This is a genomic window from Paenibacillus sp. FSL H3-0302, assembly GCF_037982245.1.
Taxonomy (GTDB): domain Bacteria; phylum Bacillota; class Bacilli; order Paenibacillales; family Paenibacillaceae; genus Paenibacillus_AQ; species Paenibacillus_AQ odorifer.
Map to the genome: position 1 here is coordinate 4766497 of NZ_CP150284.1, position 25657 is coordinate 4792153.

Below are 25657 nucleotides of genomic sequence, written 5' to 3' on the forward strand. Positions count from 1 at the left end.
GGATTCCATAAGTGTTGGTTACATTTTAATTATAGGGAACGACGCTGAGCCCGAATACGTCATTTAAACAAGGTTTCTGCACCTTTCTCAACCTCTATCCATCCCGGAATTCATTTGGTGTCATATTGTAGTGTTTTTTGAACATCTTACTGAAATATTGCGGATTCTGATATCCAAGCTCAGAGGTAATTTCATAGATTTTTTTATTCGTATTTTTAAGCAGATAAAGTGCCCGTTCCATCCGCATCCGAATAATATAGTCCCCAAGTCCTTCCCCAGTCTCAGCTTTATAAATCTTGGACAAGTAAACTGGATGCAAATATACATGATCGGCAATGGTTTTGACGGACAGCTCATGCCCCGAATGGTTTCCTACCAGCTCATGCACCTGCTTGATAATATAACTTTTCGTATTCTGATCGCTTTCGGATAGCTCCTTCTGAAGCTTATCGAGCATATCAAACGCCCAATCTTTAAGCTTATCAAAAGAAACAATAATACTCTGCGTCAACAACGGATCTAAAGCGTATTGGTCGATCTTGGAGATGAACTGACCACTCTTATGCGCTATATACATAAATGCATTCGTTATCGATAGAAAGACCTCGTACAGATGTTCACTGGAAAACCGTGCATTCTCCATATCCCGGAACACGTCAGCAATTTTTTGCCTTGCTGTATCCCATTGTTTGGATTCCAACAGATGAATGAGTGTAGGTGGACGATAAAGACATTCGAGCGATTTGATGCTGATCGTCTCCTGATGCTGGCGGTCATCCAAAAACAGCACGGAGCTGGATTCATCATGTGCTGCCAAATACATCGAGCTAAGGCCGCTTCGATAGGCAGCCGTCATCCCCTCTGGAAAGGTGAACCACTCCGTTACAATCAGTGAAATCTCACCCTTGAGGTAATTGCTTACACTAATTCGGAAATTCGCGATCACCGCTTTTAGGATTTGCTGCCTTGCAGCTTCATAGTTAGCCATTTGCTCCAATTCCTGCTGTACTGCCGGCTTTAATTCAACAAGCAGAATCAAGCAATCATGCGGCGCTTTGCAGAACCAGACATGGAACTGTTCCTTAAAAAGCTCCTCGGCAATGTTGCCGATCGCATATTCCATGAGAGAGACCGAATGGTGATCCATTGCGGCATAATGTTTACCCAGCTGAATCAGCAGCATCGCCGCTTCAGCATCCGGCTGGAAGGAGATTTCATATTCCTTCAGCTTAATGGCTAGCGTCCGCTCAGACAGCACCCTGCCAAGAAGCAATTCGTGCATCAGATTAGCCCGCAAAACACTGTAATCGGCTTTGCGATTATACAGCAGCAAATGATATCTATCATGAGCTTCCCATTCGTCTTTCAAAGATTCAATCGCACTGGATACGCTTTTGATAAACTCATCATCACTTACCGGCTTCAAAATATAATCAAATGCCTGCAGTTGAATAGCTTTTTTCGCATATTGAAAATCGGAATAACCTGTCAATAAAATGGACCGAATATTTGGCCATTTCTCGCTCACGGCTTCAATTAATTGCAGGCCAGTCATTCCTGGCATTGAAATATCCGTAACCATAATATCTATAGCCTGCTGTTCCATAATTTGCAGAGCTTCAGCACCCGATGCCGCTTGATGCACCTGCTTTACCCCGATTTCAGCCCATGGAATAGTACGAGCTAAACTTTCCGTAACATAGGGCTCATCATCAACTAACAACAGCTCTATCATTCTTTCCCCTCCTAGATGTCATTCCATTTCATTGTCTGTGTAGGGCAGCAACCACTGCAGTGTCACCTGTAATCCTCCAAGCGGAGAAGGCGAGATGCGCAAGCCAGACGTCTCCCCAAAACGCAGCCGCATTCTCTGATGCACATTCCATAAACCGCAGCCCATTTCTTCATCCATCGCCCTGCTTAGTTTATTTTCCAGTTCTATAATTCTCTCTGGCGTCATGCCCTGACCATCATCCTCAACCGTAAGCGTCATTTCTCTGCCTGCACAGGAACCCGTAATCCGCACCAGTCCCTCTTTGGCGACGGGCTCAATTCCATGTATAACCGCATTCTCCACCAAAGGCTGCAGTACGAGCGGCGGAAGCTCTCTTTTGCGCATTTGCGGTGGGATATTGATCTCATAACGAAGTCTGCTCATCCTCATCTTCTGGATCTCCAGATAATGATTCACAAATTCCACCTCTTCAGACAGCGCAACCAAATCACGTTCCTGACGAGTGGTGTATCTGTAATATCGGGACAAATTATGCGACATCCCAACGACTGCCCCCATATTATCGAGCTTCGCCATACTTGTAATAAAAGAGAAGCAATTATAGAAAAAATGTGGATTTATCTGTGATTGAAGCTGCTTTAAGCGGGCTTCGCGAACATGGATTTTCTCCATCAGCACATTCTCGATCAGCATCTGAATCTGTTCTACCATACTGTTAAACCGGCCGGACAGGAAGCTGAATTCATTCTTCCCTTTAATCTCCACTCGCGCAGAATAATCCCCTTGCTTCAACCGTTGAAAGCCTCCAACCAATAACCTTATAGGCACCTGCACTTGAACATATAATAGATAGGCTACGAGACAGCTCATTAACAACAAAGCACTGATCGCAAAATAAAATAAACGATTAGAGGTCAGGATCGGATGTAGGATTTCAGTCAGCGGCATATAGTCGATCAAATACCAGCCCATTTTGTCCGAATAGACGATATTTACACTGTAGGATTCACCTTCTATTTTGACCGTGCGATTCTCACTAGGCTTCAGCTGGGTCTCTTCCAGCCTGTCTACCAATTCTTTAGCTAACACCTTGTCGGCACTGCGGTTAAAAATAAGTCCTGTTCCCTGCTTATAATAAAAAGGATCTCTTCTGCCATCACTTTTGAATTTATCCAGCATATCCTCTATGTTCCGGCTGTCGAACTCTACCTTCATAACCGTTTTGACTTTTTCCGGAGCGAATTCTGACATAAAAGGTGTAAAAGAAAACCATGAGAATACGAAGCGGTCACCCTCCTGCCCTTCAATCTTCTCCACATGCCAGCCCGACTTCACTTCCCGCTTCAGATCCTCATCTTCGTATAACTTCGCATCATTTTCAGACACCATACGATGAATGGACGGGGAGTATAAATATAGCTTACTCTTCCAATTGGAGGAGCTTTCTTGAATGCTGATTTTGGTCTGAATCCGTTTGATCAGGTTTATCGTATCCAGATTCAAACGCCCTTTTTCCAGATAAGTATCCTTAAGGCTGAGGATATCAGGATCATGGATCAGCAGAATCGGCCACGAGGACAATAACTCCATATTACTTTCTACCTGATTCTGAAAAAAACTAAGCTGATTATTATTCGAAGTATTTAACTCCGTACGCAGCACATCCGTGGTCGTTTTATTGGAATAGAAGTAAAGGATGGTTATCGGGATCAGCATAATGACCATGATACTCACGATTTTGGTAAATAAATTATATCTATACACGTTCCTTCACTCTCCGGCTCAAATGTCATAGCCCCTATTGTACAAACAATCCCTACTTGCGAAAAGATAAATATCTAAAAAATGTGGTAAAGACAGGCCCTAACTGCCTTTTCGAGCACAGTTATTGCCTGTCTGCCTATTATTGCTGCAAAAGATTGAGTATGATGTAAGCCGCTTCAGCGCGTGTTGTATGGGCTTGCGGGCGGAAATTGCCATCTTCGAATCCATTGATAATCCCAGCCTGCGCAAGCGCTGTTATCCCTTCACTGGCATACAACGAGATCAGGTCTTTATCTTTAAAAGAAATAACGTTCACATCCGTCTGACCGTTCACTTTCTCCGCCAACTTAAGCGCACGGTATGAAATAGCTGCCATTTCTTCACGGGACAATTTATCATTCGGGCCAAAAGTGCCATCCGCATGTCCTTGTACAACACCCAATTTCCCAGCAGTATTCACAGCAGAGCTATACCACGCATCAAGGTTCACATCTTTAAAACTGCCTGTTCCTCTTTCTGCATTTAACTCCAGCGCGGACAGCAGCATGCTGACAAATTCAGCGCGTGTAACCTCCCCTTGCGGATTAAAGATCCCGTTTCCTATTCCTAGCACGATCCCTTTAGCCGTCAAGGATTCAATCGCTAACGTGGCCCAATCTGCTGCTTTTAAATCTGTGTACCCCACCTCTGCGTACCCCGCAGCATAAATGCTGAAATGACTTGGATTAAACACAATCTGTTCCGCGGTTGGGTTGTACCGCACAGCTTTGATAACTTCGAGTTTTCCATCAGCAAGTATCGAATAAACAGCAATCCGCTGGCTCTGCTCCCCGAGCTTCAGCTTGTAGTGGAAGGCTACCGATATTGCTCCTTTTTTGAAAACATCGATAGAAGTCCCGTCTACTGACACATGGATGTTATAGGCCGGGTAGTCTTTTGCTCCAGTTACCAATGGTGAAGGCAAGGTTGGCGTAGCTACCTGAACCAGTGAGAGCGTTAGTTCCTTAGCTCCCGTCTTAATAATTCCTGCACTAGCTTCCGTAGAAACCGTAACAGAGGCCGTCCCATATACAATTACTATTTGAGGATGTTTGCCCTGCTCTAGTATAGAACTCAACGGAAGATGAACGACTGCTCCCTTAAGCTCTCCCGTCGATGGCAGAACAGAAATAACCAGTTTTCCATCCGCCGGAAGCGTCGACAGCGCCTTATTGATATCCTCTATACTTAGCGTGATCTCAGCTATGCCGGAAATTCCTGCTTGTGCCTTCACCTGAAGTTGTCCTGCCGCTGTATGTTCGACCACTGCTTTATTTGCTGAATTTACAACGCTTGAATCTCTGACGGTGATGATAGGATCAGGATTAACCCCTGTTCCGGGTTCTTCACCAGTGCCAGGATTCCCTCCCGTTCCGGGTTCCTCACCAGTGCCGGGATTTCCTCCCGTTCCGGGTTCTTCACCAGTGCCAGGATTTCCTCCCGTTCCGGGTTCCTCGCCAGTGCCGGGATTCCCTCCCGTTCCGGGTTCCCCGCCAGTGCCAGGATTCCCTCCCGTTCCGGGTTCCCCGCCAGTGCCAGGATTCCCTCCCGTTCCGGGTTCCCCGCCAGTGCCGGGATTCCCTCCCGTTCCGGGTTCCTCTTCGCCCCCCTCACCGGCCACCGGGGTTTTGAAGACATTTAATGAAGAGAGTGCATTCCCTGCAAAATCGAACATTGCCTGATTCTCCCAAGCATTTCCTTCGCCTACCTTCCAGCCTACACCTTGCACTGGAATCCAAGCTGGTTCCCAATAGAACAAGCCTGTTCCTTTACCATCGGGTACTTTGGACAATACATTCATTACTGTTTTGACCTCAGCCATTTGACCTGCAACCGTAGCTGGGAAGCCACTGCCGTCTAGCTGATCTTGGCGGGCGATGTTATTCTCAAAATTGTCGCCGTCCTCCAGCGTGTAAGGATACGCGGTTTCCGTCACAATCACTTCTTTACCATATCGTTTAGAGATATCGTCCAAGTTAAACTGCAGGCTATCCATCGTTCCGCTCCAATACGGATAAAAGGACGCGCCGATCACATCATAATCAAGATTCCGCTGCGTTAATTCGTCAAAGAACCAACGAAACATATCATTTTTGCCACCTTCAGCAAGATGGATCATAATTTTGATATCCTGACCTGCACCCTCGCTGTCTCTAACTCCCTTCACTCCGCTCTCCAGAAGCGGAACAACCTTCTCAAAAGCATTCTCTTGATCATAGGATTTGCCATCAGGCCATAACAAGCCCCCATTAATCTCATTTCCGATTTGGACCATATCGGGTGAAGCTCCTTTTTCTTTTAGCTCATCCATAACATCTTTGGTATAGTCATATACCGCTTGCTTCAATTCATCATAGGAGTAATCCGCCCATGCTCCCGGCTTGTTTTGCTTTCCGGGATCAGCCCAGAAATCAGAGTAGTGGAAATCAAGCAACAGCTTAAAGCCTTTGGCTTTGACACGCTGCGCCATTTCCACAACATGCTCACGGTCATTATAGCCACCAGCTTCCTGAGGATCATTCCATAAACGCAGCCGAATGTAATTTACACCCCGGCTTTTAAGAATATCCAGCAAATCCTTTTCTACTCCATTGTCGTAATACTTTCCACCGGCATCCTCAATCGCTTCCAGTGTGGAAATGTCCGCACCTTTTATGAACCCGGATTGCAGCACAAGCGGAGTAACCTGAATATCAGCTGTGGGTTGTAGGTCTGTCCCTGCAACTTTCCCCATTACGCTGTAAGTTCCTTCAACCGCGTACTCCGCTTCAGTAAGGTCATCCCAGGTTACAGGCAGCTGTTTGCTTGACCCATCTTCGTATATAGCCGTTACCGCTGATGGCAATAAAGCAGGCACATCCGTAATTGTGCTGACATTTATACTCTCAAATCCAACAATAGGCGTGCTGCTGTCACCTACTACTGTTACCTTCGCCACTGCCTTCTGCACAGTACCTGAGATAGAACCGCTTACTGTAAAGGTTCCGGGACGGGAATACTCTGCTGGTGGGATCACATCCCAAGCAACCTGAGCATCCTCCGTGTCAGAATTGCTATATACCACAGTTACAACACTTGGAAGCTCAGGGGCTTGCCCAATTTCCGTGTCCAACCGTACTGGCAGAACAGTTTGTATTTCACCCTGTGCCGGCTCATGCGGCGCGCTGGCTGCGGGAACACCCCAGACCTTCAGATCATTAATGGCTGCCCATTTTCCACCGTTGATGCCGGTCAGGTTGACCCTTACATAAGAAACATTCCGCAGCTTAAAAGCATTGTACTGAGTTTGCTCTACACTGCTGCTCTGACTTTTGTCCACAACTGTTGTCCATACCTTATGATCACGTGATACTTCAATCGTATATTGATTAATGTAACTCCATGCATTCCAGATGACGGTTGCACCTGACAAATCATATGCACCTTGCAAATCTACTTCCAGCCAATGAGGAAAGCTCCCGTCATTCGCCGTCCAATGTGTGTTCCATTCATCGGAATCTACTGCGTTACCCGCTTCATATCCTGCAAGCTCACTATCGGATATAGCAGGCTTTCCTAGGGCAATATTCTCATCTCCTGCCGCTTGAGCAGACTGCCCAAACGTAAAAGGGGAAATAAGAAAGGTCAGAATCATAAATAATACAAATGATTTCTTCAATGTCTGCTTCCTCCTAAATAATTTAATCATGGATTATGTACTCAGCAGCACAGTCATTTTGTGCACTCCCTAATTGTAAACGCTTTATTAACTCTGCTATATGTTACGTTAGAAACATTTCAGCAGTTTTTGCAGTCGATTTGATCTAAGCAAGGAGTAAAATCACATACAAAAAAAGATGATCCGAAAGCCATACCGCTTCGAATCATCTTTATATAGGTAGAACCATTCCACTTCAATCTGCTCAGAGCGTTTGTGGTTTGGACTGTTGATTAGATAAAAAGAATAAAGCGACCCAGATCAAGGCAAATCCGAGAATCTGCGGGATAGTGACCAGCTGTTGGAACACAATCCAGTTGATGATTACTCCCGTCATAGGAAAGCTGAGTTCAGCCAATGTGGCGAAGGAAGCTTTGGTCGTGCTAAGTCCTTTGTAATACAACAACATACTAAGAAGTCCTGGCAGCAAAGCTTGCAGCAATAGATTAACCGCAATAGCTGCCGATGCACCAAACCCGCCATGAATCTGCCACGGGGCACCTTCTAGCGTAGTAATAACGAAAAGTAAAGGAAGCGCAAGGATAAACCGCAGCGAAGTCACTGTCTCATATTTCATAGAACCGAGCAGATAACGTCCCATGACTGTCGATCCCCCCCACAGTGCAGCTGCTCCCAAGGCCATCAGACTGCTAACCCCAATAAAGTTATTCACATGTCCGAAAGGGATACTCCAGCCAAAGGTCAGCAGATAGGTTCCTACCAGCGCCAACACAATGAGTGGTCCGAAATTTTTTGGCAAACGTTCTTTAAGAATTAAAGCAGCGAGACCGATAGCGAATATTGGCTGAAGCTTTTGCAGTAACAGCACTGCATTCAAATCCCCACTGGAAAGTGCCATCGTAAATAGAATCGTCGCCCCGGCAGAGCCTCCCCATGAAACAATCAATAAAGCACCAATCTGGCGAAATCCAATTCCTTTAAGCTCCGCCCGGTGACGCCAAAGAACAGGTGAAGCAGCCAAGAAAAGCACCACATGCTCCAGAAGAACAATTTGCGATGAGGTTAAGGATTTTAACAGGATGATACGAAAGAGCGGATCAACGCCCCATAATGCTGCACCAATCACAACGAGCCAAAATCCACTGCGTAGCGCTGATGTACTGCCAACCTTAGTTGATGATGAAGCTGTAACATTACTCATAATTTCCTTCTCCTTGTCGATACAAACCCTCGATAAGAGACCAAAAACCCCCGAATTACCAAATAGGTAAACTCGGGGGCATTATCAATAAAGACGTACAAGGATAGACTCCTAGCGTCTTTATCTTATGATCCTCTCCCATCCGGACTTTACCGTCGGCTCTGGATTTACACCAGATCAGTCACTTCTCTGCAAGCAGAACAAGTGAGTCGCGGGCTCAGTTCGCTTTGAACATTACCGCCGGTCGGGAATTTCACCCTACCCCGAGAATCTTGTATTCCGTTGTTTTTTTCACAATCTCAGAATAAACCTCTTCAAGCCATTCGTCCAGTACTTTATGAAAATGTACACATTACTTTCATGTTTCGCAGCATTTTATTACATGTTTGTTCGTAATTGTTCTACTGCTTCATCCAAAAAACTTCTGTATAATGAAATTATGTTGATTTTTCCATAGTTTAGTAATCATGTCGAGGAGGTTGTTATGAAAGAAGCATTCTGGACGAAATTATTGTTCTCCATTTTTGCCGTTGGAGGAATAGCTTTTTTAGGATTCATAGGTGCTATAATTACTGCGCTTTACGGAGGACTGCTGTTTTATACCCCACTTGTGGCGATCTTAGCGATCGTATTAGCCATCTATGTTGTACTCATCATATTTAATGTATTGTCCCGAAGAACAAGCAATATTGTATTGTTATCTATCCTCGGACTTAGTCTGCTCGCGACCGCAGGATATGAGATCAAGCAAGCGTACGTCAACAGAATTGCCATGGTCGATGATCGGGAGGTTAATCTGCTACAGTATGAACCCTTTGCTGAGAAGACCAAAGCAGTGAATCTGGACGAGCCTTCTTCCTATCATATCGATAGCGATCTCCCAAGATTGGACGGCGCAACCGCACTTTATCCACTGTATTCAGCTTTCGTTCAATCTACTTATCCTGAGGGTTATTATAATCCGTATGATTTTCAAACAAGTCAAGTAATTTGCAGCAGCACGCCTGAAGCTTACAAGAGATTAATTGAAGGAGAAACCGATATTATATTTGTAGCGGCTCCGTCAATTGCACAACAAAAAGAAGCTAAAAGAAAAGGTGTCGAACTGAAGCTTACGCCGATCGGCCGCGAGGCCTTCGTATTTTTTGTAAACAAACGAAACGACGTAACCGGACTGTCCACCGCTCAACTTAAAGATATTTACGCAGGCAAGGTCACAAATTGGAAAGATGTAGGCGGAGCTAATAACCGAATCCGTGCTTTTCAACGACCTGAAGATAGCGGAAGCCAGACGATGTTGCAAAAGTTTATGAAGGACACTCCACTCATGAAGCCGCCTCAAGAAGACGTAGCGGATATTATGAGCGGTATCATTCAACAAACCTCCAGCTATCGCAACTATAAAAATGCACTGGGCTACAGCTTCTTATTTTACGCCTCAGAAATGAATCGAAACGGGGAAATAGCCCTGCTGGCCATCGATGGTATCCAACCAGACAAGGAAAGTATTCGTAGTGGACAGTACCCTTTGGCAACAGAATTTTATGCAGTGACCGCGGGAAGCGACAACCCTAATATTCAGTCCTTTCTGGATTGGATTCAATCTGCTCAAGGTCAGAAATTGGTAGAGAAAACAGGTTATACATCGTTAAAATAAAATCTCTCTAGCAAATGAGAGCTATCCCAAATGTTTGGGAAGGCTCTTTTTCTATTTTTATACCGAAAATTTTCCTTTTTATCTGTTGTAGAGCGCAACTTTTGGAAACTATTGTCGTTTATACTTTATACGAGCCTTAAACGGCATCAAAGGAAGAAAAAGTAAGAATTGCTAGAGACCAATAAACGGGGATGGTAGGGATTGCAGATGAAAAAGTTTGGTTTTTTGGCGTTACTGCTGCTTTTGTTGGTGCTGGTTCATCCAGGAACTGGTTATGCCGGCTCTGCGGAAACACACATCAACCTAGACGGCAACGATCTTAAGATTTCAAAAGAAGCACAGGTACAAATTGTAAATGGCAGTGTAATGGTTCCTCTTCGTGTTGTTGCGGAACAGCTTGGTTATACCGTGAAATGGGATAATGTGACCAAGACGGCGATCATTGAGCAAAAGGGAACTACTTTAAAGCTGATCGTGGATAATACGATGGCAGAAGCTTCAGGGAAACAAGTCAAACTGGACAATCCTCCGTTTCTCAGTGGCAGCACAACCCTTGTTCCTTTAAGATTTGTTGGGGAACAGACAGGAACTACTGTCGGTTGGGACAATGTAACCAAAACCGTATATTTAACCTCTCCAGTACCTGAGATTGGGGGAAGCGATCCGGAAATTACGGTTCCACAACCCACTCCAACAGCACCTTCAGACAACGGATCAAACGGGAATACAGCAAATGAAGGGAATAGCTCAGTAGCTACAGTCACCAATCTAAGCTTCATCGATAACCAGCTGGTTATTGCAGTGAACGGCAGTATAAAACCTACCGTGTTCACTATGACAGACAAAGACCGAATTGTCGTGGATTTACCGAATACTGGCTTTGGAACCGACTTCCATCAGAATCTGTCCGTAGGAAAGAACCAAAGCGGACAGTTAACGGTTACTGACTATCCTAATGTCTCTGCCGTTCGCTATTCATTATTCAGCAGTTCCCCATCTACCATTCGGATCGTAATTGATCTAAACAGCGCTAATAGCTACAGTCTGATAAATGCTAATGATGGACTTATTATTGTGGATCTTAATGGGACTAGCGTTACGCTTCCTGAAACCACCTTACCAGAAGTACCGGTTATAACTCCTCCACCTTCTACCGGCAACACAGACAAGAAGATAATCGTCATCGATGCAGGACATGGTGGGAAAGATCCAGGGAGTTCAAGTGTTAACAAGCTTAAAGAGAAAGATTTCACCTTACCGACAGCACTGAAAATTGCAGAATTACTAAAGAAAGAACCAAATATCGAGGTTATACTCACGCGCAGTGGCGATACATACCCAACTCTACAGGACAGATCTAACCTCGCCAACAATGTAAAAGCCGATCTATTTATCTCTGTTCATGCCAATAGTATTCCGGCGGGCAGTAAAAGTAACCCTAGTGGCACAGAGACCTATTACACACGCAATGATAGCTTATTATTCGCTCAAACCGTTCACAAATACCTCGCAGTTGCTACAGGACTGCAGGACCGAGGGGTTCGTCAAGCTAACTATCATGTAACAAGAGAAACCAAAATGCCAGCAATATTATTAGAATGTGGTTACTTAAGCAATACCAAGGATGAAGCATTGCTGTTTACCCCGGACATCCAAAATAAAATAGCCGAAGCAGTAGTTTTAGGAATCAAAGAATATTTAGGTCGTTAAAAAAATGGGTGTCCCATTAGCCGTTTAGGCTGATAGGACACCCATCTTTTATTCAGTAGCAGTGTTCCAAACACTCATTCGTTCCCGCAGATTCGAGGTATGCAGCTCTAGCTGTATACCATCTGGATCTAGAAAATTGACCGTCCAGCCTATTCCCCGTTTGATTGGTCCTCTAATTATGGGCACATTCTGGGTTAGCAATCCTTGGACGGCTTCCTCAAAATATTCCTCTGCAATACTAAAAGCGATGTGATCTACCCCAACCCCTTTATCTGCAATCGCCATATAATCAGGCTTTTCAAGAAGACATATCCAGGCACTTCCCCATTCCAGATAAGCATCAGTTTTACCTCTATGAACTAGCTGAAGGCCCAGAATTCCTGTGTAGAAATTCAGGGAATTTGCTAAATCACTGACATTTACGGTCACATGGTTAAAACCTTCTACCTGCATCTTTATTCAGCCTCTCAATCTTCTTAAGCCAGCATAGTGACAATTCTTTTGCGTTTCTCTGACTCAGGATCATAAGCTACATGCGTATCTTCATCAAAGATCAAGGTAGCCCGTTCCTCCAGATTGTATTTCGGCCATACCCTCTCTGCTGTAGCCGGATTTCCTTGATGAGCGAAAGCAATCCAAGCGTCATGCATAACTTCAGCCAACTTCTGCATCGTTGGATTAATTTCTGCCCTAAGATGGGTTAGATGAGATAGATTATTAAAGGCATAAACGATTTCTGCACTATGCACAGCTTTATTTAACAAAGGATGACCTGAGATCGTGCCGTCAAAACGGTACATCCAGACTGGTGCATAATTCAATTGGTTTTCCGCCAGAGACACCGAGGTTGCCCAGAAGTAAAGATCCGTTAGAATTTCAGCTTGTCCCTCCCAGGTGGAAGAATAATGGTTAGCAATTTCCTTCAGACTCCCAGTACCCATCATCTGCTCCAGCGCCTTGAGTGATTCGTCAAAGTCTGCCTCAGGTGATTCTTCTCTGAAGAACAAGTTGCCCTCATCACGATTGGTTCCGATCAATAGCGGAATACCATGTGCCGATCCTTCTGCCACAGCCTGTGCAGGTTCTACAGGAAGTATATCCCCATCAATGACAGGCTGAAATAACATGCCAATTGAGCCACCCGTTAACTTTTTAGTCATTCTTGCGGCTGCATCGATAATTTGTTCAGAAGAAAATGTTTGCAGAAGACTGGCATCTCCATCTGGGGCAATCCCTAATTCAGCTAGCAGTGCAGCTGCAATGTACTTTCCTTGCTCGTTAGGCAGCGTCTGAGCAGCCCCACTTTGCATAATCGCGCCAGCGAACAACCCCTTCGCTGCTGGCATAGCCAAAAGGGCTGCGATACTCATACTCCCTGCTGACTCTCCGAATACAGTTACCCGCTGCGGGTCCCCGCCAAAAGCAGCAATATTCAGTTTTACCCATTCCAGCGCAGCAATTTGATCCAATAATCCTTGATTAGAAGCAATCCCATGGCCAAATGGAGACAAATTCATGAATCCAAATGGACCCAGCCGATAGTTAATGGTCACTAAAATTACTTTGCCTCGCTCAGCGAAGCTTGTGCCGTCAAACTGCGGCTGACTTCCAGCCCCGGTCACAAACGTCCCCCCGTGAATCCAGAACATAACAGGCAGGGGCTCATCATGAACTGCTGGCGCCCAAATATTTAAATACAGACAATCCTCGGAATGAAGCGGCGTCTTGCCACCGAACCGAGTACCTCTCGTATCCGCTGGCTGATGACTAACTGGACCAAATTCAGAAGCATCTCTAATCCCATCCCAGGCCTCTGGTGGCTGTGGTGCACGAAACCGAAGTTCTCCAACAGGTGGGGCTGCAAAAGGGATCCCGCGCCAAATGTTCACGTCCCCCTCCTGTATTCCTTGAAGCTTACCGTAAGAGGTTACTGCTATTGGTCCTCCCATTACATTTCACCCTTTCACATTATTCCTTATTCTCTTCAATCTGTTTATATAAGCCGGATCGAAACCGGAACCATTCAAAAAGATGTGTAAATACCACCTTAAGTACCGCATAACCCGGAACTGCAAGGATAATCCCCAGAATCCCAAACATTTTACCTGCGAATATAATTACAAAAATAATGGTTATCGGATGAATCTTCAACGTCTTGCCCATGATCTGTGGTGAGATGAATTTTCCTTCAATCAGCTGAACAGCCGTCCACACGATAATCATCTTCAGCAGCATAAATGGAGAAGTGACCATCGCCACAATTAGGGCAGGTGTAATCGCGATTGCCGGGCCCAGATAAGGAACAACTGCTGTACAAGCAGCAGCAATAGCCAGAACGAGAGAGTACTCCAAACCAATGATTAAATAGCCAATATAGAGCAGCAGACCAATACAGCAGCTGACAATAATTTGCCCGCGTATGTAAGAGGATACCTGACTGTTCATCTCCGACATGACCATACGAGTCTGCGGCTGCAGAGAAGTAGGTACAAACTTCAGAATATAATCCGGCAATTTTTTCCCATCGCGAAGCAAGTAGAACAAAATAAATGGCGTCGTTACAACCGCCAAGACAATCTCTGTAAGGGCTCCTACAAAGCTGCCAACACCCGTCAAGGCATTATTCAGAAAAGAACTGCCCCACGCTGTTATCTTAGATGTTATCTCACTAAGGTTCGTTCCGATACTGTCTTGAACTTGCCCAAAGAACTCCGTTCCGGTCAGATCCATAAACCGTTCTTGAATTAATTCACTATACCTTGGAAAATTGTCGATCAATCCTGATAGCTGAGTCCGTATAATTGGAATGACCATAAACAAAACCAGCGTGATGATACCAGCAATCAACAAATATAGGATGATTATTGCATATACACGTTTTATTCGGGATCTTTTCTCCATCCGATCTACCAACGGATTCAGCAAATAATAAGCTATACCTGCCAGTAATAATGGTGCGGCCACGGTGTGCAGCAATACTGATATCGGCTTAAAAATAAACGGTATTTTGGAGAATACCAGAATATTAATTCCAACCAGCAGCATAATGAGCAGCACTACTACAAATTTATTATTCAGAAAAAATTTTTTGAACTTCTCTGGCCACACCTGCAGCCTCTCCATCGTACCCTCTCCCCTATAAACCATCATATATACTGTGTTATTTCATTCACTTTTTAATAGCATAGTCAACGTTAGCCCTGCAAGTCAAATTTGATGTCCTTAATTAAGCACACAGTCCTATTACGAGTCTGGTCATGATCCGATTCAATCATAATCCTCCCCTGTTTATAAATAAATAACCCTGCACGAGATATTCCTCTGTACAGGGTTAGAACCGCAACTAAAAGGTACTCCCAAGCCTTGCTATTTTTTCTTTTTCCCTTTAGCGTCCTTTTCATTTGAAGCAATCAATTGTCCATCATAGGTGTATAACACGTGATCTTCAAGCTTCTCCCCCTGCAAATGTTTCCGCACTAATGATTTCGCCAGCTTAGGTGTAATCTCTTTGTACCACACACCTTCGGGATAAGCGATCACCACACAAGCATCTGAACATCTTCCATTACAACGGGTCACAGTCGTATGTATAAGACTTTGTGCGCCCTGCTTCTCAATCTCATCTTCTATCGCTTCAGCTACCTCTTCACCTTTGTGTTTCTTGCAGCTGCTACCGGTACATATTAATAAGTGACTTACAGTTCCTTGTAAATTCCAGGTCGTCATGGATGACTTCAACCCCTTCTTATCAGCTAACCCTATTCCGTTCGTGGATTATTTTAAACACTATCATAAGCATCATTATAGTCAATAGTAAGAAAGACTGTTATACTATAAATGAGAATGATTATCAATGAAAAGAAGGGGATTACTACATGCAGATCCAATCCGACGGGATGCCTTATTCATCCCATCCTTTTTATATGCCCCTTCGGGTCATCAGCTTATCGGGAATAACCAACTACACAGCCTCAAACATTTCTTCTACTAATTCCAGCCTTATGATGATCTGGGATGGGAAAGGTTTTCTTGAAATAGACGGTAAGCTACACAAGGTCATGGCCGGAAGCTTAATAGCCCTTAGTAGTTCTTCTTTATTGAAGATGGAACCTGAATTACAGTTAAAGGGGATATGGATGGAGTATTCCTGTATACCCCAGAGTAAAGATGAGGACATTTTTATAAATGACAACTCCCCTGTCCACCATGCCTCTACACGTTTGACAGCCTTGGCAGGTGAGCTTTACAGTGCTTGGATAGACGCTGATAAGCAAAAGCCGTTTAGGGTCCAGCAGCTATTCACCCAGTTCCTAGTGGAGCTTCATAGTGAACTGACATCCCGTAAAGAAAGATCAAGCAGTTGGATGGAGCAAGTGACGGAGTATATAGAAGCTCATTACAATGAAGATATCACACGGGATCAAATGGCTGCTTTAGCTGAAGTGAGCCCTGAGCACTTTTCGCGAGCCTTTCGCAAATCAATAGGTCTATCCTTCAGTGCTTATATTACACTATTAAGAATCCGAAAAGCCCAGCAACGAATTCTCACCAGTTCCCCCAATCTGACTACTTTGGCACATGAGGTTGGTTACGAAGAGGGAACTTATTTGAGCCGAAAATTCAAGCAGCTTGTTGGCGTTTCACCTAAAGCCTACCAGAATAAGAATAAACGGGTCGTTGCCTTGAACTATAATCACACCGCTAGCCTGCGAGTACTGGAAATCATGCCTCAACTCGGGGTTTATTCCGAATGGCAGCATAGCTTGGAACAAGTTCCCGCTTCCAAGCAGCTTCAAATGAGCGAAGGTAAATTTTCATTACTCTATGACTCAGTAGCTGCGGTAAAACCAGACGTCATTATCGGCTACAGTCTACCCGACAATAAGATTCTGACTCCTGTTGCTCCGGTTATTGAGCTGCCCTTTATGCAAATGAGTTGGCGAGAGCAATTTGCTCTGATTGCCGAGGTTGTGAATCGACGACAGCGTGCTGAACAATGGTTAAGTCATTATGACAGACTTTGTCTTACCGCCAACGGGTTATTAAACCATGCAATAGGAATGGAGAGAGGTACGGCTATCGTGTGGGAGGTTAGCTCCCGATCCGCCTACTGTTTCAGTAGCAGCTTCGGCAGAGGTTGCCAAATTCTATACGGTGATCTTGGCTTCAAGCCCCCCTCCGTAATTATTGAAAAAGGGATCACAGATTCCGGGTACTTAGAGGCATCCATTGAGGATATCGTATCGTTCCCTGCTGACCATATTATTATCACCAGCATCCCTTCATCATCTGAGGGAAGACAACGTTTTACTCGCCTACTACATTCTAAAGCCTGGAAGCAATTAGATGCAGTACGTAACGGACGGGTATATATTCTGAACCAAGGTGATATGTTCTACGGATTTGACCCACTGTCCTCACAGGCACAGCTTCAAGAATTGCTACGGGTAATGACATCATAAATTTGCATAAGCTGAGATCATATCCGTCCATAGTAAATACCCGGTGAAGCTTGTAAAGTTCTTATTGAGAATGATAATCAATATACATAGGAGGAACAACAAATTGCATAATCCAGGAAAAAATAGCACCAAACAATCCCATTGGCTTCTTTTTCCCCTCATGCTGGCATTAATTCTAGTCGTATCAGCTTGCGGGAATTCCAATAATTCTGTGGGGAATACTGGCAGTAACACCAGCAACACATCATCGGCTACTACAGCACCTACCGAAACTAGTCAACCAACAGAAACTACGGAAACAGCTGCTCTAAAAAAGGTCACTACTATAAATGGTGATATTGAAATTCCTGTTCAACCTAAAAGGATTGTCGCTGAGGAATATCTGGGCAGTCTGATTGCGCTAGATACCATCCCTGTTGGTGCTCCCGGATTAACACTGGAGAATATGTATTTTAAGGAGGCACTTACTGGAGTTGCAGACACTGGAACTTACGGCAAAATGTCACCTGAAAAAATCATCGCACTTAATCCTGATTTGATTATTTCTGGACAAGCTGAAAGCTATGAAGCACTAAGCAAAATTGCTCCAACCATCGTTGTGCCATATGGTGATCTGAAAGATGCTCATGCCGAATTAACCTATTTCGGAGAACTCCTTGGTAAAGAAGAGGAAGCCAAAAGCTGGCTTGCAGATTACGACAAACGGATAGCTGAAGCTAAAGCCAAAGTAGACAAAGTACTCCCTGCAGATGCAACGTTTTCCATCATGGAAGACGGCGGCAAATCCATTTGGGCCTATGGCGATAACTTTGGCCGAGGCGGACAGCCTGTCTATCAGGCGCTGGGTCGCAAGCCCCCTACAGCTGTGGCCGCAGAAATTATGGAGAAGCAATGGGCGGAAATCTCTACAGAGGCACTCGCTAAATACGCAGGAGATTATATTATCTTAACTTCCAATAACCGTACAGAAGCTGATTACAAAGCTGATCCAATCTGGAGTAGCCTACCCGCTGTCAAAAATGGCCATCTCTATGTATGGAAAGAAGAACGGTCCTGGTACTATGATCCAATTGCCGTGTTATCCCAGACCGAAGAGCTGGCTGCTTGGCTTACACAATAAAATGCGCTTAAATTAGAATCCCCTACTGCTTCCAACAACGTTGGAGCTGTAGGGGATTTGTTATTTCTTTTGACTACAAAAACACTCAAGAGGTAATAATACATTTAGCCTAAGATTAATCTAGCAAATGGAGTTGATCATTATGAAATTACTATCACTATATTTCATGCTTGCTTTTATGGGGTTGCTGATGGCAGTAATCATCGACCTTTTATCAGGAGAAACCCTCACCACTTCAATGCGGACGATCTATGACTCCTTTGCAGCTACAAGCATACAGGAATCAATAACTATGCTCGTTTTTATCTCCTTACCTTTTGTTAATACAATTACATCCTCTATCCGAAATAGGAGCAATAAATCCATCAAATAAAATAAACTAACCTATGCTTCCTAATTTTCTGCGGATGTAATGAACGATAAACAAGAGAATAGGTACAGCGGCACAGAAATACGGCAAAATATATTTCAGAAATATCCTTCCTTCGTCCATATGTATCGGATAATTCGCTGAACTAATAAAAGCCCCGAACAAAACAACAATACCAACGGGAACAGCGAGCTTCCTGCTGTCTTGCACCTTGAATAGATCTGCAGTGACTACCATTGCAGCATAGCAATATACTGACATTTTAAAAAATACTCCAATGATTAAGGTTAAGAGCACAAGCGCGTCCAAACGTTGAATGAAATTAGCCAGGTTTACTAACGTTATCGTAGTGAACATCGGAAAATTGGCTCTACTGTAGATTTCTGTTCCTAGAACGGATATTTCGATGGCATGGGTAAAACTGAGTAATAATCCGCATAAAGTCATTGCGATGATTCCGGTTCTTTTTGCTACCTTGGTTTTTTTGATATGAGGTAAAATCGTAGTGAAACATACCATCTCCCCGAACGGAAATAGCCATATATTCAGATAGGCTGATTTTAATGCATTCTTCCAATCCGAGGCCTGTAACGGAAACAAGTTATCTAGTTTTACAAGTCCGGCGGCAATAACCAAAAAGCAACTGGTCAAGCCCAACAATATTATAATCAGCATATAAATCTCAGCTGTCCGCGCAAACACCTCAATCCCCTTGTTTAAGATGTAAATTACCGCAACAACCATCATTGCATAAATGATGAACACGGGTGTTCTGTCGTAAGAAGCAGCTATTAACAACTCACCTGATTCATGCAGATTTCGGGAGCCATTGAAGAGAAGGATTGGAATGTATGTTAAGCTTAACGGCCAGCCTATAACATTGCCCAGTATCTTTCTTGTATACCCGCTAATAATCATGCCCGGATATTGCCGGTATAAATAAACATAAATCAAATACAAAAGAAGTCCACCGGGCAAAGCTAACAGAATAGCAATCCAGACAGCATGGCCACTTTCAAGTCCAATCGGTACCACAAGGGCCGTTCCCAATTCAAACAAAAAAATCAAAGCAAATAATTGACTCGCGCTGATGGTTTCTTTTTTCATAAAGTGGCCTTCTCCCACCTTTCTCAACTAAACCCTGTCATTTTTCCTTTAACAATTGCGGCTCTAATCTCATTCCTACACTGCGAATATATGCCTCCACAGAAACGTCGACTTCCGCTTCCGCGAACACTGACTCCCAATCGTCCTTAACAGTCTCCCATGCTTTTGGATTTGTGCGCTTCAGTTCATTCCCAAAATTGAAAATATCGCATTTCATAGTTTGAGCAGCCTGTAAGGCTTGGGTTATTTCCTGTTTAGTTTTAAGAGCCACTTGTTGTTCCAATTGAACGATTACCTCTCTATCACTTAGCTCAATATAACTCTGAGTCTCATTAAGTGTCCCCTCTTCCACAACATTCACATGAATGACGGGTATTTTATTGCGGAGTTCAATCTTAATTTTTGTTTTTGAATAATTAATGTTCACAGCTATCGAATCTTTAGCCTCATCTGAATCTACATTAATACTGGTTTCATTAATCTCGTTCTGTACCCACAGTGCCCCCCGGGCAAGAGGTCCATCCAGCCATCCCTGAAGAACCCCTTTTTTCAATACGCTTAGCCCGCTCATTGTGACAAGTGCTTTTACTTGAGTTTGCTCCATCCCGGATTTTTTAGTTCCTTCTTCAGCGTCTCCAAGAATTCTGGCTCCGGATATCACCACTGACCCTTCCCCACTGATACCATTAATTAGCTCAAAAACATTGATATCCCGGCTTTCTCCATATATTCTAGCGGTATTTTTACTCTTTTTAATAATCCCAATTGCAGGCAGGCTTTCTACGGGAAGCAATAGTTTCAGAATAGAGGATGCTTCCGTATCTCTGGCTACAATAACATTCGTGTTGAGCCGCAGCTCATGGGATCTTTCAAAGATGTCAAAAATCCCATCAATACCGCTCTTCACTGTAGATTCGCCTAAAACTAATAGCTGCGTGTGTGCAAAAAACATCTGTCTTGCCGCCTTTTTTGAAGTCTTGCGAAAAGCACCAAAGATCGTACGGTCCGTAGAAGAATAAATAGTGACCGTGGGTTGTCCGGTGCTAGCTCCTGCACTTGTGGCTGTTGAGGATGGATTCACAATCTGAAAAGTAACATGATATTCCTCTTTATTCGGCACTTTATCCACACCTATACCGGTCACAATGCCTAAATTGTTTAACTCCCGACTGTTCCAGCAGCTTGTCAGCAACATTAAGCAGCATATACAAATAAATGAACGCATCATCCATCCGACCTTCATTTGCCACTCCCCGGCTTTCCATCATTCACCTTAAGTCGAGTATTATTTTTTTGGCTAATAAGACGCGGCCGAGTTTTCATATATTTCAAGGGCACACGCAAGATCGCGTCCTTCTGATTCTCAGCGATAAAAGGACCAAACGGAGACATATATGGAAAACCCAACGATTTCAAGCTGCACATATGAGCAACCAAAATAAAAGTAAAGATCGTTATTCCATAAAGCCCCATAAAGGCTGCGATAAACATAATGATGAAACGCAAGATGCGTATGGAAAGAGCCATATTAAAAGCAGGAGTAGCAAAGCTGGATATTCCTGTAAGTGAAACTACAATAACCATTGCAGGAGAGACAATACCGGCTTGTACGGCTGCCTGTCCTAACACTAAGCCCCCAATGATCGATACAGTTTGACCTATAGGGGATGGCATACGAATTCCTGCTTCACGTATAATCTCAAAAGTAAATTCCATCAGCATAGCCTCAATAAAAGCCGGAAATGGAACCCCCTCCCTTTGCGAAGCAAAGTTAATAAGTAGGGCTGTTGGGATCATTTCTTGATGAAAATTTAGAATCGCAATAAAGAGTGCTGGGCCAAATAACGAAATAACAAGGCAAATAAATCTCAATAATCGGATCAAAGTCGTAATATCATAACGCTGGTAATAATCTTCTACGGCATGTAAAAACATAAAAAAGGTTGTAGGTGCAATCAGCACAAACGGGGTCCCGTCCACAAAAATAGCAACTCGTCCTTCTAAAAGATTTCCTGCAACACTGTCAGGACGTTCCGTATTATATAATGTTGGGAATGGGGAAAAGGGAGTGTCTTCTAAAAATTGCTCAATGTATCCAGATTCCAGAATCCCGTCTATATCAATGCTTTGCAGCTTAGTTCTGAGCTCCTGTAAGGTATTATCATTGACGATTCCATGAATATACATAATAGATACATTCGTTTGCGTGACGTCACCTATCTTCATCGACTCTACCCAGAGATTAGGGCTTTTTATTTTCCTGCGCACTAGAGAGATATTCGTCCCAATAGATTCTGTGAAACCTTCCTTGGAGCCACGAATGGCTACTTGAGTTGTAGCGTCCGATACCGTTCTAACCTCACCGCCGCTTGTATTCCCTCTGATAGCTTCCCTTATCCCGTTGACCCAAAGAATGGTATCTCCAGAGAATAAAGCCTCAAAAAGCACATCCCAATCTTCAAGCGTCTGTTCTTCTCCGATTCCTCTCGCCACTTCTTTCATATACAAAAAGATATCTTCAGCGGATTTTACCACCGGGTGTTCTTCACTTAGTTTATCAAACGACATCGCATGCTCCACAAACTCGTTGACCCTCAATTTTTCTATTAATCCCTCAATATATACGGCAGCTACCTCAACCTGTGTGGTTATGGATTTAATTCTACGAATAACAATATCAGGGCTATGGCCAAGCCTTTCTTGAAGCTCTTTAAGATTATCGTCCAAAATAGTAGAGTTAAAGGGATCCATCATTAACACCTCCTGCTCATACTATTTGTTCTACACCGCTTTTTTATGCAACAAATGGAATCTATAACCTCGCTTAACTTGGAATATGAACACGCAAAAGGGATGTCCTTGAGCTACTATAGCTCCGTGAACATCCCCTTATACTCTTTTGAAATTAACTTATTGAAGAGACTTCAGCAACGTAACTATCTCATCCAGTTGCTTGTCCAGCGCATAAGCATCGGAGAGATAATACGTTTTAAGATCGTAGGTGAATACATGACCCGCCTTAACAGCAGGTAGGCTTTGCCAGAAGACACTGTCCAGAATGTCCAGCTTATCCTGCTCCACACCACGGCTGAAGCCTTGGAAGATATAATCAGCTTCTCCTAAGTACTCGGGCAACGCTTCGAGTGAGAGGGAAGCCCAGCCTTCTTTAAAGGCTGCCTCTTGGACAAGATCGGGTGCATGCAGCCCCAATCCGTTATATATAATCTCTCCACCACGCCCATATGACGAACCATATAAATACAGCTCTTTACCGGCAATTTCAAAGATCGCCACCTTTTTGTCAGCTGCGATCAGATCAGACAATTCCGCTTTCTTCGCTTCCAGCTTCTGATTGAAATCCTCCACCCACTTTACAGCCTGCTGCTCCTTGTTCAAGATTTTCCCGATTTCGATCAATCGTTCCTTATAGTCGTATTTGCCCCAAGGAATAAAGACCGTTGGAGCAATCTTGGAGATTTGCTCATAGGTATCTTCCTGATAAGTGATAATCAAGTCCGGTTCGAGACTCGTTATTTTCTCCAGGGACACCGTCATGTCATCGCCTACAACTTCTACACCTGTCAGCGCCTCTTTGAAATATGGATGGTTCAGGATGTCATTCCCGGCAACGGCAATGGGCGTCACGCCAAGCGTCAGAAGATCACCAATAAAGTCTTGTACCGGGATCACAACTCTTTGTGGATTGCGCGGGATCTGCACCGGGCCTTTATCGCTTTCGTATGTCCAGTATTCTGCATCAGCAGCCGGCTCAGAGCTGGCAACTACAGAATCATTATTAGTGCTTTTAGCCACTTCAGCCGACGTGCTAGCTGGAGCATTCCCTTGATTAGCTGCTTGTCCACATGCGCTCAACAGCAGCACCAGCGTAAGCATAACGGCTATCATGCTTGTTTTTCCTAACGATATTATTTTGTACAATGTAAATCCCCCTTGAGACTTTATATTATCATGATATTGATAATCAATATCATTTAGATCTTTATTTAATATACCGTCTCCGCGGGAAAACATATATACACGCTAATACATCAATTTTGTTATGGACGATTGTCAGCTTAAATTATGGCCGGTTAACAAATCTGTCTGTATCTCCAATTGGCGTTCGAGCGCAAGCCCTTCGCTGCCCCAAAATTCCTCAAGCTTCAGGTAATATATGCGTCCATTCCTGAATGCTGGAAGATTGCGCCAAACCGCACTTTTACTAATCCGTTTACGCGTCTTCGACATCCAGTCCTCTTGTCCTGATACGACCACAAACATATGGTCAGCCGCATATATTGGCATTTCCGACAGTGAGATGCATAAATGATCATTCCGCTCCAGAACATCTGACCTTACCTTGTCCGGTGGAGTTAACCCCAGCATTGGATACAGATTGTACACCCCTCGGGCTGTATGATTCCAGATATAAATACTGTTATCTTGCCTAATCTCATACACCGCTACCGTTTCACCAGATTCAATTAGTGAGGACAAGCGCTGCTTGGACAAATCTATTTTCAAATGATAGTGCCTTATCCATGCCTCTGCCCGCTCCTCTTCACCCAGCAGTCTGCCGAACAAACGAATCTGTTCCAGGCGGTCCATTTTATCACACTCTACCGTAACTAGTGGCCCCAACTTCTCCATGCATTTAAGCTGACGGGGGCTCAGATAGGTTGGTGCAATAACTAAATCGGCTTCCAGCCCAGGCCATTCCGCTTCCTCCGGACATCCCTGCAGCTCAAATGATCGTACACCCGCCAGTTCCGGCAGCAAAAGCAAGGAGTAATTCATCACATCTTCTTCAACTGCGACAGGCTTCACACCCAGCGCAAGTAAATCCCCTAAAAATTGCAACGCTACTATCCGCTTCGGTTTGGGACGCAAACGGAACTCTGTTGGGGTCATCCCGGTGACTTGCTTGAATTTGCGGCTCAGATATAGTCCATCTGTATAGCCTACTTTTTGCGAAATTTCCTGTATGGTTGCTTTGCTGGACATCAAGTGTTTTTTCGCTTTATTTACTCTTAAATGAGCTACATATTCGGTGAAGCTCCAACCCGTCTGCTTGCGGAACCATACTGAGAAATAACGAGGATTGAAGCCCATTATTCGAGACATCATCTCCCGCGTAATCTCCCTTTGGAAATTCTGGTGGATATAAGAGAGCATTCTGAAATATGAACTATCCGTAATGTCTGCTTCAGCGTCAGCCTCTACGACAAGTTGATGTAGCTGATACAGCAAGGATTGAATTCTATCTGCCTGTGCTTCTAAATTATTGGCAGCAACGTCTTCCAATTCGCTGAATAAGCGGGTTATTTTATTCGTCGTACGTATAGGTAAAATCCCATTGACCGGAAAAATTTCACGGCAAAGTCCATAGACCAATTCTTGCTCCGTGCTATTGCTTAGCCCATATACCTCATAGGAAATTGCTAGAACAGAGATAACAGTCTCTAATGGAGCATTAATTTGATATGTCGCACCTGCGCTTAGAAAAAGAATTTCACCATTTTTAAGAGATACTGTCTCTCCTTCTATGGTTATTTGAATGATAGCTTCTATTGGTGTCAGGAAGAGTGGGGACTGGGCAATTTGGGGTTTACTGATGTGACCGCCGCCGCATTGGCGTTTCCCTACCTCTTTTAACAGATAAATTCTATGAACCGGGTTATTATTTGATAGCTTCATTCCTGCTCCCTTCCAGACTGCTAGACTTAATAACCCATAAAATATAAAGCAAGCGTATAAGGTTTCTCTCCGCTCGAAATGGATAAGATCCCCTATACGCCTTATATAAAACTTCAGATTTTATGGTTTGAGAAGCC

General features: G+C 44.0%; 18 protein-coding genes and 1 riboswitch. Of the genes, 5 read left to right on the forward strand and 13 right to left on the reverse strand.

Features of this window, described 5'->3' with window-relative positions; genetic code table 11:
- Window positions 1-94 precede the first annotated feature (94 nt).
- The 4 genes from MHH50_RS21235 to MHH50_RS21250 all read right to left on the reverse strand — a co-directional run bounded on the left by MHH50_RS21235 (window position 95) and on the right by MHH50_RS21250 (window position 8397).
- On the reverse strand, window positions 95-1735 hold the full coding sequence (locus tag MHH50_RS21235; protein WP_076127424.1) for a response regulator: 1641 nt from the start codon (window positions 1733-1735) through the stop codon (window positions 95-97).
- 18 nt (window positions 1736-1753) lie between these two features.
- The gene (locus MHH50_RS21240) at window positions 1754-3460 is read right to left on the reverse strand and encodes a histidine kinase (RefSeq protein ID WP_256717531.1); all 1707 of its coding nucleotides are present in this window, start codon (window positions 3458-3460) and stop codon (window positions 1754-1756) included.
- A 178-nt stretch (window positions 3461-3638) separates the two neighbouring features.
- Window positions 3639-7196: a glycosyl hydrolase 53 family protein gene (locus MHH50_RS21245; protein WP_340033351.1), complete on the reverse strand. Its 3558-nt coding sequence runs from the start codon at window positions 7194-7196 to the stop codon at window positions 3639-3641.
- A gap of 244 nt (window positions 7197-7440) precedes the next feature.
- Window positions 7441-8397 (reverse strand): DMT family transporter, encoded by a 957-nt coding sequence (locus tag MHH50_RS21250; protein ID WP_076104422.1) that lies wholly within the window; start codon window positions 8395-8397, stop codon window positions 7441-7443.
- Between the two features lie 126 nt (window positions 8398-8523).
- Window positions 8524-8672: riboswitch (FMN riboswitch) on the reverse strand.
- 209 nt (window positions 8673-8881) lie between these two features.
- On the opposite strand from MHH50_RS21250, the gene MHH50_RS21255 reads away from it, so the two are divergent.
- Together MHH50_RS21255 and MHH50_RS21260 are read left to right on the forward strand one after the other, a co-directional pair.
- Window positions 8882-10054, forward strand: coding sequence for a substrate-binding domain-containing protein (locus MHH50_RS21255; RefSeq protein ID WP_076281418.1), 1173 nt, complete (start codon window positions 8882-8884; stop codon window positions 10052-10054).
- A 207-nt stretch (window positions 10055-10261) separates the two neighbouring features.
- Window positions 10262-11764, forward strand: a complete 1503-nt coding sequence (locus tag MHH50_RS21260; protein WP_076192328.1) for an N-acetylmuramoyl-L-alanine amidase family protein — start codon at window positions 10262-10264, stop codon at window positions 11762-11764.
- Between the two features lie 48 nt (window positions 11765-11812).
- Here MHH50_RS21260 and MHH50_RS21265 read toward each other — a convergent pair whose 3' ends face one another.
- The 4 genes from MHH50_RS21265 to MHH50_RS21280 all read right to left on the reverse strand — a co-directional run bounded on the left by MHH50_RS21265 (window position 11813) and on the right by MHH50_RS21280 (window position 15490).
- A complete protein-coding gene (locus MHH50_RS21265) occupies window positions 11813-12217 on the reverse strand; it encodes a VOC family protein (protein ID WP_340033352.1) in 405 nt (134 codons plus the stop codon).
- A gap of 23 nt (window positions 12218-12240) precedes the next feature.
- Complete coding sequence (locus MHH50_RS21270) at window positions 12241-13713, reverse strand: carboxylesterase/lipase family protein (protein ID WP_340033353.1); 1473 nt, start codon at window positions 13711-13713, stop codon at window positions 12241-12243.
- Window positions 13714-13732: 19 nt separating this feature from the next.
- Window positions 13733-14887, reverse strand: a complete 1155-nt coding sequence (locus MHH50_RS21275) for an AI-2E family transporter (protein WP_076127413.1) — start codon at window positions 14885-14887, stop codon at window positions 13733-13735.
- A gap of 243 nt (window positions 14888-15130) precedes the next feature.
- Window positions 15131-15490, reverse strand: a complete 360-nt coding sequence (locus MHH50_RS21280; RefSeq protein WP_340010768.1) for a (2Fe-2S) ferredoxin domain-containing protein — start codon at window positions 15488-15490, stop codon at window positions 15131-15133.
- A gap of 149 nt (window positions 15491-15639) precedes the next feature.
- Between MHH50_RS21280 and MHH50_RS21285 the strand changes: the two genes are divergently transcribed.
- The 3 genes from MHH50_RS21285 to MHH50_RS21295 all read left to right on the forward strand — a co-directional run bounded on the left by MHH50_RS21285 (window position 15640) and on the right by MHH50_RS21295 (window position 18719).
- A complete protein-coding gene (locus MHH50_RS21285) occupies window positions 15640-17226 on the forward strand; it encodes an AraC family transcriptional regulator (RefSeq protein WP_339168915.1) in 1587 nt (528 codons plus the stop codon).
- A 103-nt stretch (window positions 17227-17329) separates the two neighbouring features.
- Entirely contained in the window at window positions 17330-18346 is a 1017-nt protein-coding gene (locus MHH50_RS21290) for an ABC transporter substrate-binding protein (protein ID WP_339168917.1), read from the forward strand.
- A 142-nt stretch (window positions 18347-18488) separates the two neighbouring features.
- Window positions 18489-18719, forward strand: coding sequence for a hypothetical protein (locus MHH50_RS21295; RefSeq protein ID WP_076220622.1), 231 nt, complete (start codon window positions 18489-18491; stop codon window positions 18717-18719).
- A gap of 6 nt (window positions 18720-18725) precedes the next feature.
- Here the strand turns inward: MHH50_RS21295 and MHH50_RS21300 are convergent, their stop codons facing one another.
- The 5 genes from MHH50_RS21300 to MHH50_RS21320 form a co-directional block, all read right to left on the reverse strand.
- Entirely contained in the window at window positions 18726-19823 is a 1098-nt protein-coding gene (locus MHH50_RS21300) for a GerAB/ArcD/ProY family transporter (protein WP_339168920.1), read from the reverse strand.
- 37 nt (window positions 19824-19860) lie between these two features.
- Window positions 19861-21066, reverse strand: a complete 1206-nt coding sequence (locus tag MHH50_RS21305) for a Ger(x)C family spore germination protein (RefSeq protein ID WP_339168922.1) — start codon at window positions 21064-21066, stop codon at window positions 19861-19863.
- A complete protein-coding gene (locus tag MHH50_RS21310; RefSeq protein WP_139329852.1) occupies window positions 21063-22577 on the reverse strand; it encodes a spore germination protein in 1515 nt (504 codons plus the stop codon). The genes MHH50_RS21305 and MHH50_RS21310 overlap by 4 nt, the downstream gene beginning before the upstream one ends.
- 156 nt (window positions 22578-22733) lie before the next feature.
- A complete protein-coding gene (locus MHH50_RS21315; RefSeq protein ID WP_248548462.1) occupies window positions 22734-23762 on the reverse strand; it encodes an iron-hydroxamate ABC transporter substrate-binding protein in 1029 nt (342 codons plus the stop codon).
- 132 nt (window positions 23763-23894) lie between these two features.
- The gene (locus MHH50_RS21320) at window positions 23895-25520 is read right to left on the reverse strand and encodes a helix-turn-helix domain-containing protein (protein ID WP_339168925.1); all 1626 of its coding nucleotides are present in this window, start codon (window positions 25518-25520) and stop codon (window positions 23895-23897) included.
- Window positions 25521-25657: the final 137 nt, after the last annotated feature.